This is a genomic window from Bosea sp. ANAM02, from assembly GCF_011764485.1.
Lineage (GTDB): Bacteria > Pseudomonadota > Alphaproteobacteria > Rhizobiales > Beijerinckiaceae > Allobosea.
The window spans coordinates 2,817,089-2,829,859 of sequence record NZ_AP022848.1; the positions used below are offsets into that span (position 1 = coordinate 2,817,089).

Here is a 12,771-nt window from a genome sequence, read left to right on the forward strand (position 1 = left end):
GTCCTTCGCTGTCCCGTCAGGCTTTCGGAGACCTGGCCCGCATCTGCCCGGCCAGGCCGACCCCCACGACCGCCAGCGCAAACAGCACCCAGAGCGGGTCGGCGCGGTTGAGCAGGAAGGATTCCAGCATCCCGACATAGGTCATGAAGATCACGACCATCACGAAAAGGTCGGCAAGCCGGCGATTCGCCGCGATGCGGCAGGCGCGCAGGTAATCGACCAGCGGCAGCCCCATCAGGATGAAGATCGTCACGACGGCACCGGGCACACCGAGGGTCAGCGCCGCATCGAGATAGCTGTCATGGCCGGAGCCGATGCCGCGGATATCCCAGCTCGCCTCGTAGTTCTCCTCGAGGCCGGTCACCGCCGGCGTCTGCCAGAAGCTGGCATAACCGTAGCCGAGCCAGGGTTTCTCGGCGATGCGCTGCAGGGCGAATTTCCAGATCTCGTCGCGGCCGGTGAAGGTCGGGTCCGAGATCAGCGCCTTGAGCATGGCGTTGAGCGCGGGCGACATCACGGAGCCGACCGTCAGCGCCGCGATCAGGCCGACCAGTGCGAGATGGACCAAGACCGCGAGCCCCGGGCGGCCGGTGATGCGTGCCAGCGTGACCACGCCGATGGCGAGCGGCAGGAAGCCCATCGTCGTCTTGGAGCCGCTGTTGAGCACGAAGAGCAGGCCGAGGCCGACGACGATGGCACCGCGCCAGCGCAATCCGCTGCGCCAGCCATAGATCCCGATCATCGCCACGATCGAGAAGACCGGGGCGGCGAAGTTCTTGTGCGAGAGATGGCCGCGCCAGTCGCCGGCATGCACGCCTTCCGCGCCCTCCGAACTGTGGACGACCAGATGCGGCGCCAGGACGAGCATGGCATAGACCAGCAGCAGCAGGACGAGGCAGGCATTGACCGCCGCGACGGCGAAGCTGCGCTCGTCGCGGGGCAGCACGAGCACGCCGGCGACGACGATCATCACGATAGCGGTGAGCAGCAGGCCGCGCAGCGAAGCCGTCGGGTCGAGCGATTGCGCGATCGAGAGCGCCGCGATGCCGAAGACGACGGCCCAGCGGCCGAATCCGAGCCGCGCCAGCACGTCGCGCCGCGCCAGTCCCAGCATGGCCGCGAGGAAGACGAGGCCGAGCCCGAACCAGCCGACCTGGTTGACGATGTTGCCGGTCGATTCGCCCGGTGCCGTCTGCTCCGGCACGCCGGCGAAGGGCTGCAGCGAGAGCATCAGGACGAACAGCCCGGATCCGGCGAGGATGCCTTGGTACGCCCCGGTACGGTCGGGATCGTCCGTGCGCAACGCCCCAGTGGGGTTGTGACTGTCGTTGATCGTCGAGGCGCTGTCGCTCATGAACCTGTCGCGATCATCCGCAATTGGCCCGGCGAGAAGCACGCCGGCGCTCAGCAGGATAGGTCCTGAATCTTAAGGCAGCCTGAGCGCTTTGATCGCCGGCAATCCCCGAGCGTTTACGTCTCCTTTATATTCGACGGTTGAACTGGAGCTTCGCGTCCGAATGCCAAGTCCGGGAGCGCCAGGAATGACAGTCCTTTCCGCTGCGAACGAACAGGTCCGCCTCAACGCGCTCGCGCGCTACGATGTTCTCGATACGCCGAACGAAAGCGTCTTCGACCGCATTACAAGCCTCGTCTGTAGCATCTTCGCGGTGCCGATGGCGACGGTGACGTTCCTCGACGCGCACCGTCAATGGTTCAAGTCGCGCCAGGGAATTACCGATTGCGAGGGCGATCGCGGTCCCGCCTTTTGCAACCTCACCATCCGCCAGAGCGAGCCGCTGATCGTGACGGACACGCATCAGGACGGCCGCTTCGCCAACAACCCGCTGGTGCTCGGCCCGCCCTTCCTGCGCTTCTATGTCGGCATTCCGCTGCGCAGCACCGAGGGCCAGAATATCGGCACACTCTGCGCCATGTCTCCCGAGCCGCGGGCGATCAGCGCCGCGGAAATAGCGATCCTCTCCGATCTTGCTGCCGTCGTCATGGAAACGCTGGAATTGCGGCTCCTCGCCACGACGGACGGCCTGACCGGGGCGCTCTCGCGCCGCGCCTTTCGCGACGAGGGCGCCCGCACCCTCGCACTCGCTCAGCGCCACCGCCATGACGTCAGCTGCATCGCGCTCGACCTCGATCACTTCAAGTCTATCAACGATACCCATGGCCACGCCGCAGGCGATTCTGTGCTCTTTGGCACCGTCGCCGCCTGCCGCCGCCTGCTGCGCCAGACCGATCTGATCGGCCGCGTCGGCGGCGAGGAATTCGCCGTGCTCCTGCCCTATGCCGATCGGGCGGCTGCGCTCGGCGTCGCCGAGAAGCTGCGCGCCGGCATCGCGGCCGAGAGCTTCGACGGAAGCGAGGGCCCATTCAAGGTCACGGCGAGCTTCGGCATCGCAACCCTGACGCCGGCATCCGCCGATCTCGACACGTTGCTGGCCCTCGCGGACGCGGCGCTCTACTGCGCCAAGAGCGAGGGGCGCAACCGCTGCATCGCCGCGCCCGCGACCGACATCGCAAGCGTCGGCCGGCGCGTACTCAAGGCCGGGCAGATCGTCTTCAACGGCGGCCGCTCCGCCATCGACTGCACGGTCAAGCGGCTCTCGGGGGAGGGCGCGAGCCTCGCCGTGCTGAGCACCGCCGGCGTGCCAGAGCGCTTCAAGCTCGCGATCGCGGCGGACGGTTTCTCGAAGACCTGCGCCATCGCCCGCAAGGCCGGCAGCGAGATCGAGGTCCAGTTCGCGTGAGCACGGGGCAGGGGCCCACCCCAAGCCGCGCGGTTGACGGGTCCTGCAACGCTGCCGCATGACACGGGCCTCGACCAAGGAGGCCCGCCCCATGAAAGCCGTCGTCTACGAAGCCTTCGGGCAGGCTCCCGAACTGCGCATCCTGCCGGACCCGACGCCGGATCCGCACAGCGTCGTCATCAAGGTCGAGGCGACGGGCCTGTGCCGCAGCGACTGGCATGGCTGGGTCGGCCACGATCCCGATATCCGCCTGCCGCATGTGCCGGGCCATGAGCTGGCCGGAATCATCGCGGCGGTCGGCCGCAGCGTCGTGCGCTTCCGCGAGGGCGACCGCGTCACCGTGCCCTTCGTCGCGGGCTGCGGCTCCTGCCCGCAATGCCATTCCGGCAACCAGCAGGTCTGCGACGACCAGTTCCAGCCCGGCTTCACCCATTGGGGCTCTTTCGCCGAGTACGTCCGCATCGACCGCGCCGATTTCAACCTCGTGCGCCTGCCCGAGGAGATCGATTTCGCCACCGCCGCCAGCCTGGGCTGCCGTTTCGTCACCTCGTTCCGCGCCGTGGTCGACCAGGGCAAGGTCTCGGGCGGGCAATGGGTCGCCGTCCATGGCTGCGGCGGCGTCGGCCTCTCGGCGATCATGATCGCCAATGCGCTCGGCGCCAATGTCGTCGCCGTCGACATCTCGGACGACAAGCTCAAGCTCGCCCGCGAGGTCGGCGCCGCGGTGACGATCAACGCGAAGTCGCAGCCCGACGTCGTCGCCGCCGTGCGCGACGCGACCAGTGGCGGCGCGCATGTCTCGCTCGATGCGCTCGGCCACCCCCAGACCTGCTTCAACTCGGTGGCGAACCTGCGCAAGCGCGGCAAGCATATCCAGGTCGGGCTGCTGCTGGCGGAGCAGGCGACGCCGCCGATCCCGATGGCGCAGGTCATCGCCCACGAGCTCGAAATCCTCGGCAGCCACGGCATGCAGGCGCATCGCTATGGCGCGATGCTCGACATGATCAGCGCCGGCAAGCTCACCCCGCAGCAGCTCGTCGGCCGCCGCATCGACCTCACTGAGGCGATCCCCGCCCTGATGGCGATGGACCGCTTCGAGGGCACGGGCGTGACGATCATCGACCGGTTCTGAGGGGCGGCGGTGATCGGCTTGACGCGGGAAGCGTCACCGGAGAACCCTCTCCTGTAAGGAGAGGGCAGGGTGATGTGAAGGCCGTTGGACATCTTGGCTGCGACCTCACCGCTGCCGCGGCACGCGACTGGTCCAGGGGCCTACACCTCACCCCTACCCCTCTCCTTACAGGAGAGGGGATCCCGCGCTTAGCTCCGCAAGGGCCGCTGGCCTCTACTCCCCACCCCGCGCGACCTCCTCCGCAACACGCGCCTCGGCCTGCGCCATCGCCTCGTCGGGGTCGAGCCCGTTGGCGCGGTTCTCCATGGCGTAGGCGAAGGACCGGCGGGTATCGTCCGGCAGCGCCCGCATGACGGCGATGAAGCAGGTGCCGCGCGCATCCTGGCAGGCGCGCATCCGCTTGCAGGTCCTGTTCGGGCAGACGCGGAAGATTTCGAGCTGGTCGGTCAGCCGCCGAAACAGGGCGGCCCGCGCCCTCTGGCAGCTCTCGAAATCGGTGATCGGCGGGATCGCTGCGGGGGTGGTCTGGCGTTTCGGCATGGCGGGTCTCCCTGGAGTCAGGCAGGCAGGATCGTCCGCCCGCGCGGCTGCGCGGCGGGAGGGGTGGCTGGACAGGGCTGGCGGAGCGCCGCGAGGCGCGAGGAATTCCGCAACCGTTAAGCCAGGCTGCGGCGCGGCGGGATTGAGCCACCCGTCGCACGCCCCGTGGCGCTCCGCCTCCGGCGATTTTGGGCTCCGGGCCGCGCTTATCGGGCTTGCGGTGCCGGGCATGCGGGGTAGGGCGCCAGTGCGGCTCTTCGCCTCGTCGCGCCTTCGCCGTCATGCCGGGCGACCGACCGGCCGTTCCCAGCGAGCTCCTCGCACAGGGACCGTAGTGTCCCCAGGGCGGTGCCCCGAAGCCTCCCGGGAGCAGGGCGTAACCCCCGCCCGCAGGCGCCGACCCTCACCCAACCTCCAGCATACCTCCGGACGGCCGCCCCGTTTGGGTGATGGGCGAGGGCAGGATAGTGCGGGCGAGAAGGGGCGGGGATAAGTTTGGTGCTCGCCAGCCTCACTTACGTGCATTGAGGGGCTCGATAGGTAATTGACATTGATATCGTTCTCTATATGTTCTTATTGCAAGTTCTGGCTGTATCGGCGTCACTACTCCCTTCTGAGTCGAGACATAATAAGGGGGGAATGTGGCGCAGAAATTTTTCGAGGAACGGGAGGATCAGTCCGAGGTTAAGGCCCGGATTGTCTCAAAATACTTTTATGCGTGGGCGAATGTTATTCTCCCTTCCGCTGCCGCAAACAACAGTAAAATAGCGTATATCGATCTTTTTGCCGGCCCCGGTCGTTATAAGGATGGGGCAGTTTCGACGCCGCTGATGATTCTCGAAAAGGCAATTGCGACGCAGAAATTAAGAGATAATCTTGTTACAATGTTCAATGACGAAAATCCAAGTCATACAAAAAATCTTGAGGGCGAGATAGCAAAATTAGATGGCGTAAATACGCTAAAGTACAAGCCGGAGATTTCAACGGGAAGTGTCGGTGAGGCTATTGCTGATCAGCTTGCAACTGTAAAATTAGTTCCGACGTTCTCCTTTATCGATCCCTTTGGTTACAAAGGGCTCTCATTAAAATTGATCAACGGAGCCATCAAGGACTGGGGCTGCGATTGTGTTTTCTTTTTCAACTATAATCGCATCAACGCGGGAGTGTCTAATTCGATCGTCGATAAACATATTAACGCCCTCTTTGGGGAGGAGGTTGCGACAGAGCTGCGAAGCGAGCTGACTGGACTCACGCCATCTGAAAGAGAGCAGCTTATTCTTGAAAAATTGGCTCAGGCAATCAAGGCCCTAGGGGGCAAATTTGTGTTGCCGTTCCGGTTTAGAAATGCGTCTGGGACAAGGTCCACGCACCATCTCGTTTTCGTTTCAAAGCACGAGAAGGGATACGAAATTATGAAAGAGATTCTATACAAAGAGAGCTCAACCCACGATCAGGGCGTAGCTTCTTTAGAATATTCTCCCGCGAGCGCTAGGACGCCTCTGCTGTTTTCTCTTCAGCAGCCGCTTGATAAGCTTGGGTCGGAATTGCTATCCCTGAATAAAGGTAAAACTATAAGTGTTTTGGATATTTATAAGTCGCACCATGTAGATACTCCGTTTATTAAAAGAAACTACAAGGAATGCCTCCTGCAGATGGAGGCGCAATCAGCGATAAGTGCCGCGCCAGTCAAGCGTCGTAAAGGTACGATGGCTGATGAGGTAATGATCACATTTCCATAGGGGTACAAGGTGGCTATTGGATCATCGATTGAGTGGACCGAAGCAACTTGGAATCCGGTTGGCGGTTGCTCAATTTTGTCGCCGGGCTGCACAAATTGCTATGCCATGCGGATGGCTAAGCGGTTGGAGGCAATGGGGCAGGAAAAGTATGCGGGAACTACCCGCGTTTCCGGCGGTCGCCCGAAGTGGACCGGCAAGATAATTTTAGATGAGAAGTCAGTTGGCCTTCCTAAGCTCTGGAAGAAGGGCCGCCTTGTGTTTGTAAACAGCATGTCGGATCTTTTCCATGATGATGTCCCGCTGGAATTTATAGTAAAAATTTTTGATACAATGCGGGAGACTCCTCAGCATACCTATCAAATTTTGACGAAGCGTGCTGAGCGCTTGCAGGAAGTTGCAAGATTCCTTCATTGGCCTCAAAATGTGTGGATGGGCGTGAGTGTTGAAAACCAAGATTACTGGTGGCGAGTTAAGCATCTTGTTGAAACGCCAGCAAAGGTAAAATTCTTAAGCCTTGAGCCGCTAATAGGCGGATTAGTAGATCCGGATTTTACTGGTATAGATTGGGTAATCGCTGGTGGCGAAAGTGGGCCGGGCGCTCGACCGGTTGATGCTGGCTGGATTAGAGCCATTAGAGATGCCTGCATTGAGCAGGAGGTAGCCTTTCATTTCAAACAATGGGGCGGCTCCAATAAAAAAGCTACCGGCCGCGTTTTGGATCATCGCACATGGGATGAAATGCCGTCATCCTATTTGCAAGTCTCTGCATAGAAGATCGCGTAATGACCCAGTTATGTTGCCCGCAGGCCGTTGAAAGATAAAGTCGTATCCTTGCGGAATTACTCCGCCGCCTGCCGCTGGACCTTGCCCTTCTTGATCGGCCGCCGCTCCAGCACTTCCTTGAGGAAGCGCGCGGTGTGGCCTTTGCCGATGCGGACGATGTCCTCCGGCGTGCCTTCGGCCACCACCTGGCCGCCGCCGTTGCCGCCTTCGGGGCCCATGTCGATCACCCAGTCGGCGGTCTTCACCACCTCGAGATTGTGCTCGATCACCACCACCGAATTGCCCTGGTCGACCAGCTCGTGCAGCACCTCCATGAGCTTGGCGACATCGTGGAAATGCAGGCCTGTGGTCGGCTCGTCGAGGATGTAGAGCGTGCGGCCGGTGGCGCGCTTGGAGAGCTCCTTGGAGAGCTTGACGCGCTGCGCCTCGCCGCCCGACAGCGTCGTCGCCTGCTGGCCGACCTTGACGTAGTCCAGGCCGACGCGCGCCAGCGTCTCCATCTTGTCGCGGATCGAGGGCACCGCCTTGAACAGGCCCTTCGCCTCCTCGACCGACATGTCGAGCACGTCGGCGATCGACTTGTCGCGATACTTCACTTCGAGGGTTTCGCGGTCGTAGCGCTTGCCCTTGCAGACGTCGCAGGTGACGTAGACATCCGGCAGGAAGTGCATCTCGATCTTGATGAGGCCGTCGCCCTGGCAGGCCTCGCAGCGGCCGCCCTTGACGTTGAACGAGAAGCGCCCGGCCTGATAGCCGCGCGCCTTCGCCTCCGGCAGGCCGGCGAACCATTCGCGGATCGGCGTGAAGGCGCCGGTATAGGTCGCCGGGTTCGAGCGCGGCGTGCGGCCGATCGGCGACTGGTCGATGTCGATGACCTTGTCGAGATGCTCGATGCCCTCGATGCGGTCATGCGGGGCCGGGTGGTCGATCGAGCCGTTCAGCTTGCGCGCCACCGCCTTGTAGAGCGTGTCGATCACCAGCGTCGACTTGCCGCCGCCGGAGACGCCGGTGATGCAGGTGAACATCCCCAGGGGGATCTCGACATCGACATTGCGCAGGTTGTTGCCGCGCGCGCCGACGATCTTGAGCGAGCGGCCCTTCTGGGCCTTGCGGCGCTTGGCCGGCACCGCGACCGACATCTCGCCGGTGAGGTATTTGCCGGTGAGCGAATTCGGATCGTCGAGAATGTCCTGCGGCGTACCCTTGGCGACGATCTCGCCGCCATGGATGCCGGCGCCGGGGCCGACATCGACGACATAGTCGGCGGTCAGGATCGCGTCCTCGTCATGCTCGACCACGATCACGGTGTTGCCGAGGTCGCGCAGGCGCCGCAGCGTGCCGAGCAGGCGCTCGTTGTCGCGCTGGTGCAGGCCGATCGAGGGCTCGTCGAGCACATAGAGCACGCCGGTCAGCCCCGAGCCGATCTGCGAGGCCAGCCGGATGCGCTGGCTCTCGCCGCCGGAGAGCGTGCCGGAGGCGCGGGCGAGCGTCAGGTATTCCAGCCCGACATCGAGCAGGAAGGTCAGCCGGTCGCGGATTTCCTTGAGGATGCGCGGGGCGATCTCGTTCTGCTTCTTCGAGAGCCGGGCGGGCAGGGCGGTGACCCAGTCCAGCGCGTCCTTGACCGAAAGCTTCGAGACCTCGCCGATATGGCGGCCGTCGATCTTCACCGCCAGCGCCTCGGGCTTCAGGCGATAGCCGTTGCAGGCGGCGCAGGGCGTCTCGGACATGAAGCGGCCGATCTCCTCGCGCGCCCAGTCCGACTCCGTCTCCTTCCAGCGCCGCTCCATATTGGTGATGACGCCCTCGAAGGGCTTCTTCACCTCGTAGCTGCGCAGGCCGTCATTATAGGCCATGCGGACGGGTTCCGTGCCGGTGCCGAACAGGATCGCCTTCTGCGCGCTCTCCGGCAGCTCCGACCAGGGTTTTGTCATCGAGAAGCCGAAATGCCTGGCGAGCGCTTCCAGCGTCTGGCCGTAATAGGGCGAGGTCGACTTGGCCCAGGGCGCGATCGCGCCTTTCTTCAGCGTCAGCGAATGGTCCGGCACGATCATGTCCGGATCGATCCGCATCTCGTGGCCGAGGCCGTCGCAGACCGGGCAGGCGCCGAACGGGTTGTTGAACGAGAACAGCCGCGGCTCGATCTCGGGAATGGTGAAGCCGGAGACCGGGCAGGCGAATTTCGAGGAGAAGGTGACGCGCTTCGCCTCGCCGTTCTCCTCCTTCTCGTCGGCATATTCGAAGACGGCGATGCCGTCGGTCAGCTCCAGCGCCTGCTCCAACGAGTCGGCAAGGCGCGCGCCGAGATCCGGGCGGATCACGACGCGGTCCACCACCACGTCGATGTCGTGCTTGAACTTCTTGTCGAGGGCAGGCGCGTCTGGAATCTCGTAGAACTCGCCATTGACCTTGACGCGCTGGAAGCCGCGCTTCAGCCAGTCGGCCATCTCCTTCTTGAACTCGCCCTTGCGGCCGCGCACCACCGGCGCGAGCAGATAGCCGCGCGTCTTCTCCGGCAGTTCGACCATGCGGTCGACCATCTGCTGCACGGTCTGGCTCTCGATCGGCAGGCCGGTCGCGGGCGAATAGGGGATGCCGGCGCGCGCCCAGAGCAGGCGCATGTAGTCGTGGATCTCGGTGACCGTGCCGACCGTCGAGCGCGGGTTCTTCGAGGTCGTCTTCTGCTCGATCGAGATCGCCGGCGAGAGGCCGTCGATCTGGTCGACATCGGGCTTCTGCATCATCTCGAGGAACTGGCGGGCATAGGCCGAGAGCGACTCGACATAGCGCCGCTGGCCCTCCGCATAGATCGTGTCGAAGGCGAGCGAGGACTTGCCCGAGCCGGAGAGCCCGGTGAACACCACGAGCTTGTCGCGCGGAATCGCGAGGTCGACATTCTTGAGATTGTGCTCGCGCGCGCCGCGCACGGTGATGGCGCGGCTGTTCGGGTCGGCCGCGCGATTGCGGTCGAACATGTCTTCCAGCGCAGCGGCCTGGGCAGCGGCGGATTCGGTCTTGCGGGCCATCGGGGCGTCCGGTCGAGGAGGAGCACTACAGATAGGGCAAATGCCGGGCCATTCCAGCCTCGCGGCGATCTGCCCGGCATGAATAGCACGCAGCCGTTCCGGCTGCTGCCGTCTTCCTGACAGGAAACGTCAGGATCGGCGAGGGCTCCCTTGGTTTGGACATACGGCGACGAGACAATCGGAACCACCTCGTCTTCCGGGGCAGGCCGCAAGCCCAGCTTCCATGATACGATGCATGTCCAACTCGTCATGCTCGCCCTTGTGGCGAGCATCCACGTCTTGAACACGGGTTTCGACCAGCGCAGGCGTGGATGGTCGGGACAAGCCCGATCATGACGGGATCACAATCGACTCCGTCGCGCGCTCGAATTATCTATAAATGATGACGAAGCCTGCCGAAGATACCATTGCCGTCCGCATCGCCAGAGCCCTGGCCGAGCGGATCATCGCCGGAACGATGGAGCCCGGCTCGCGCCTGCGGCAGGACCATATCGCCGAGGAATTCGAGACCAGCCATGTCCCGGTGCGCGAGGCCTTCCGCCGGCTGGAGGCGCAGGGACTGGCGATCAGCGAGCCGCGCCGCGGCGTCCGCGTCGCTTCCTTCGACTTGTCGGAGGTCAAGGAGGTCGCGGCGATGCGCGCTGCGCTGGAGGTGCTGGCGCTACGCCATGCCGCGCCGCATCTCACCGCCGCCATCCTCGACAAGGCCGAGCAGGCGCGGCGCGATTGCGACGCCGCCACCGATGTCCGGGCCTGGGAGGAGGCGAATCGCCGCTTTCATCGCACGCTGGTCGCGCCTTGCGGCATGAGGCGCCTGCTCGCGACGATCGACGATCTCCATGCCGCGAGCGCGCGTTTCCTGTTCTCGGCCTGGCGTTCGGAATGGGAAGCCCGCACCGACCACGACCACCGCGCCATCCTCAACGCCCTGCGCAATGGCGACCTGGAAACCGCGATCGCGACGCTGGCGCGGCATGCGCAGTGGATCGGCGAGCGCCCGGTCCGCACCGCCTCGGGTGCGACGCGCGGCGCCTTCGCGATCGTCGGGTGAGGGGGCACCAAAGCTACGAATTCTGTCGGCGTAAACATCCACATTGCCATTGGCCGTCATGCTCGGGCTTGACCCGAGCATCTCCTGCCGAAGATGCTCCCCGCGCTTCTTCCAGCAAGAGATTCTCGGGTCTCCGCTTCGCTGCGCCCGAGAATGACGCTCTGTCCTGTCGGGGGCTGTAGGATATCGCAACGAAGCGCGCGCTTGCCTTTTCCGGCGAGATATGAACTTCCTCATAGATCAAAGATCGGAATTATAGATAATTCCGATCGCGACCAAGGAGTGACCATGACCGATCTTGCCCTCAGCCGCCCGTTCAGCCCGCTGCGGCTGGAGAGCCGCTCGCTCGCCTGGCAGGCCGGCGCCGTGATCGTCGGCAGCTTGCTGCTGGCGCTGTCCTCGCAGATCAAGGTGCCGATGTATCCGGTGCCGATGACCATGCAGACCTTCGCGGTCACGCTGGTCGGCGCTCTCTACGGCTGGCGCCTTGGCGCGGTCACCGTCATCGCCTGGCTGGCTCAGGGCGCAATGGGCCTGCCCGTCTTCGCCGGCGCGGTCGGTGGCCCGGCCTATTTCGCCGGCCCGACCGGCGGCTACCTGCTGGCCTTCCCCTTCGCGGCTGCGCTGACCGGCTGGCTGGCGCAGCGCGGCTGGAACGGCGGCCGCGTCGGCCTCGCCTTCGCCGCGATGCTCGCCGGCAACGCGCTCTGCCTGGTGATCGGGGTGGCCTGGCTCGCCGTCCTCATCGGCCTGCCAAAGGCGATCGCGCTCGGCGCCGCGCCCTTCATTCTCGGCGCGATCCTGAAGTCCGCGCTCGCCGCCGCCGCGCTCAAGGCCTTCACGCCGCGCGGCTGACGCGGCCGAGCGATTTCGCATCAGCGAGCCGGCAGGTCCTGGCCTGCCGGCTTTTTGTCGGCCACGCTCTCAGGCTTTCCGGGCGCTGTGCCTCGCGCGGTCGCCTTGCATCGCGCAGCCATGGATTCGCGGCTTCCGGCCGGCGCTCGGCCCGCTTCCCGTCAACAGCAATCGAGACGATTTCGGAGAGCCGCGCCGTGAGAGCGCCTCATCAGGCGCCTGCTTCCCATGGTGGTGAGCGGGGTGGGGATCGAACCCACGACCACATGATTAAAAGTCACGTGCTCTACCACTGAGCTACCCGCCCTCACCGGGGCGCTGCATACGGAGCCGAATGACGGCGGTCAACTCGTTCCGTGCGTGGTGTGCGATTTTGCGGTGAAGTCGCACAGGCTCCGGCAGGGCGCGTTAACCCGCCGGAAACCAAGCCGCCTTAGCGTTCCGGCATGGTTATTCGCCGCGGTCTCCGCTCGATCTTCGTGACGCTGGCCCTCTACCTCGTGTCGGGGGCGGCGGTGGCGTATTTCATGTTCCATGCCCAGCACGGCGCACGTGGCCTCGAAGCGCGCGGCGCGATCCGCGAGTCGCTGCGCGACATGGAGGGCGAGCTCGCAACGCTGACCGCCGAGCGCAAGTCCTGGGAGCAGAAGCTGGCGCTGGTTCGCAGCGAGGCCGTCGACCGCGACCTCCTCGAAGAGAATGCCCGCGAGATCCTGGGTCGGACCCACAGGAACGACGTCGTCATCATGGGGCGCTGAGCGCCGCCGATCGGGCATCCGCATAGGAGCGATCGGGGCTTGCGCTCGCCACCTCCGGTTGCCCACACTCGCGGTGGGCGAGTTCCATCTTTCGATCCGGGTGTTCCAGAAGCAGCTACGCTTAGTTC

The 12,771-nt window shown here is 64.2% G+C and carries 10 protein-coding genes and 1 tRNA gene; 7 read left to right on the plus strand and 4 right to left on the minus strand.

Annotated features, from left to right (window positions below):
* Positions 1-16 precede the first annotated feature (16 nt).
* Positions 17-1,354: an O-antigen ligase family protein gene (locus OCUBac02_RS13595; protein WP_173046291.1), complete on the minus strand. Its 1,338-nt coding sequence runs from the start codon at positions 1,352-1,354 to the stop codon at positions 17-19.
* 187 nt (positions 1,355-1,541) lie between these two features.
* Between OCUBac02_RS13595 and OCUBac02_RS13600 the strand changes: the two genes are divergently transcribed.
* The gene (locus OCUBac02_RS13600; protein ID WP_173046293.1) at positions 1,542-2,759 is read left to right on the plus strand and encodes a sensor domain-containing diguanylate cyclase; all 1,218 of its coding nucleotides are present in this window, start codon (positions 1,542-1,544) and stop codon (positions 2,757-2,759) included.
* A gap of 91 nt (positions 2,760-2,850) precedes the next feature.
* Positions 2,851-3,891: a zinc-dependent alcohol dehydrogenase family protein gene (locus tag OCUBac02_RS13605; protein WP_173046295.1), complete on the plus strand. Its 1,041-nt coding sequence runs from the start codon at positions 2,851-2,853 to the stop codon at positions 3,889-3,891.
* Between the two features lie 213 nt (positions 3,892-4,104).
* Here OCUBac02_RS13605 and OCUBac02_RS13610 read toward each other — a convergent pair whose 3' ends face one another.
* Entirely contained in the window at positions 4,105-4,431 is a 327-nt protein-coding gene (locus tag OCUBac02_RS13610) for a hypothetical protein (protein ID WP_173046297.1), read from the minus strand.
* Between the two features lie 641 nt (positions 4,432-5,072).
* Between OCUBac02_RS13610 and OCUBac02_RS13615 the strand changes: the two genes are divergently transcribed.
* A complete protein-coding gene (locus OCUBac02_RS13615) occupies positions 5,073-6,170 on the plus strand; it encodes a three-Cys-motif partner protein TcmP (protein WP_173046299.1) in 1,098 nt (365 codons plus the stop codon).
* A gap of 9 nt (positions 6,171-6,179) precedes the next feature.
* Positions 6,180-6,941, plus strand: a complete 762-nt coding sequence (locus OCUBac02_RS13620; RefSeq protein ID WP_173046301.1) for a DUF5131 family protein — start codon at positions 6,180-6,182, stop codon at positions 6,939-6,941.
* A gap of 68 nt (positions 6,942-7,009) precedes the next feature.
* On the opposite strand, the gene uvrA is transcribed toward OCUBac02_RS13620, so the two are convergent.
* A complete protein-coding gene (uvrA, locus tag OCUBac02_RS13625; RefSeq protein WP_244639210.1) occupies positions 7,010-9,928 on the minus strand; it encodes an excinuclease ABC subunit UvrA in 2,919 nt (972 codons plus the stop codon).
* A gap of 433 nt (positions 9,929-10,361) precedes the next feature.
* Between uvrA and OCUBac02_RS13630 the strand changes: the two genes are divergently transcribed.
* Both OCUBac02_RS13630 and OCUBac02_RS13635 read left to right on the plus strand, forming a co-directional pair.
* Positions 10,362-11,030 (plus strand): GntR family transcriptional regulator, encoded by a 669-nt coding sequence (locus tag OCUBac02_RS13630; RefSeq protein ID WP_173049561.1) that lies wholly within the window; start codon positions 10,362-10,364, stop codon positions 11,028-11,030.
* Between the two features lie 288 nt (positions 11,031-11,318).
* Positions 11,319-11,885: a biotin transporter BioY gene (locus OCUBac02_RS13635; protein WP_173046308.1), complete on the plus strand. Its 567-nt coding sequence runs from the start codon at positions 11,319-11,321 to the stop codon at positions 11,883-11,885.
* A 232-nt stretch (positions 11,886-12,117) separates the two neighbouring features.
* On the opposite strand, the gene OCUBac02_RS13640 is transcribed toward OCUBac02_RS13635, so the two are convergent.
* Positions 12,118-12,192, minus strand: a tRNA-Lys gene (locus OCUBac02_RS13640).
* Positions 12,193-12,331: 139 nt separating this feature from the next.
* Between OCUBac02_RS13640 and OCUBac02_RS13645 the strand changes: the two genes are divergently transcribed.
* Complete coding sequence (locus OCUBac02_RS13645; protein WP_047580280.1) at positions 12,332-12,643, plus strand: FtsB family cell division protein; 312 nt, start codon at positions 12,332-12,334, stop codon at positions 12,641-12,643.
* Positions 12,644-12,771: the final 128 nt, after the last annotated feature.